Origin of the sequence: Dechloromonas hortensis, from assembly GCF_009469765.1 — a bacterium.
Taxonomy (GTDB): Bacteria; Pseudomonadota; Gammaproteobacteria; order Burkholderiales; family Rhodocyclaceae; genus Azonexus; species Azonexus hortensis.
This window is the reverse complement of sequence record NZ_SSSQ01000036.1, coordinates 1-944: the sequence shown is the minus strand read 5'-3', so window position 1 is coordinate 944 and position 944 is coordinate 1. Positions and strand designations below refer to the sequence as shown.

The following is a 944-nucleotide window of genomic DNA, read 5'->3' as shown; positions in this document are numbered from 1 at the left end:
TTATTTATTCTCGGCCAAAACATATCGCATACCAACTGACTGCCTCTGGCCAATTTGGGCCGAAATTATTGCAATGCTGAGCTTCGCCAAATCATCGGTCGAGAGAGCTAGACTTCCCCGTTAAAAGGCGTATCTTGAAATCAAGTCGTGGCCGAATTGGTTGGTCAGGACTCAGAAGCAATAACGCGACTGGAGGCAAAATGACTGGTGATCCGCCGCAGTACGAGATGATTGCGTAGTACCCAAACGGCGCATGCCGAATGCCTTGATCAATTCCTTCAAGGCCAAAGATTTAAGAAGCCCATGTCTAACCAACATGGGCTTTATGCTTTGTAATAAGCGATAACTTTATGGCCCATGTTGCACAACGGCCAAAGCTGCCCTTCTTAGCCTGGCGACCTTCGGTCAGCATAACTTCACCAAGCGGACGAGGCCAGCTGGATCAGACTCCAAGCCTCCTCAAACAGCCGGGGGTACAAGGGAAGCTGCATGACTCTGATAGACTTGCCCATCCCTCAAATTCAACAAGACCGTATCAAAGTGACACCGCCCGACCTGGAACGGCAACTGGCTTTCCTCAGGGAAATCGATCGGCTCAAAAGCGTTGTACGCCTGTCGCCACTGATCGATCGCTCGCGCCGCGAAAACAGTGCCGAGCATTCATGGCATATTGCAATGTACGCGCTGGTGCTCGCTCAGTATGCAGCGGGGTCGGTCGACGTGCTGCGCGTCGTGAAGATGCTGCTGATCCACGACATTGTAGAGATCGACGCTGGTGACGTACCGTTTCACGTGTCAGCGACACATGCCGGGCAGGAGGAGCGCGAACAGCTTGCCGCGGAGCGTCTCTTCGGGCTGTTGCCGGATGCGCAGGCAGCCGAGTTCCGCGAACTATGGTTCGAGTTCGAGGCTGCAAAAAGCGATGATGCAAAATTTGCGAAGGC

General features: G+C 53.4%; 1 protein-coding gene. It reads left to right on the top strand.

Annotated elements, in window-relative coordinates; translation table 11 throughout:
- Positions 1 to 489: 489 nt before the first annotated feature.
- The coding region (locus GH663_RS20870; RefSeq protein WP_246181668.1) for an HD domain-containing protein at positions 490 to 944 on the top strand (455 nt) is incomplete at its 3' end.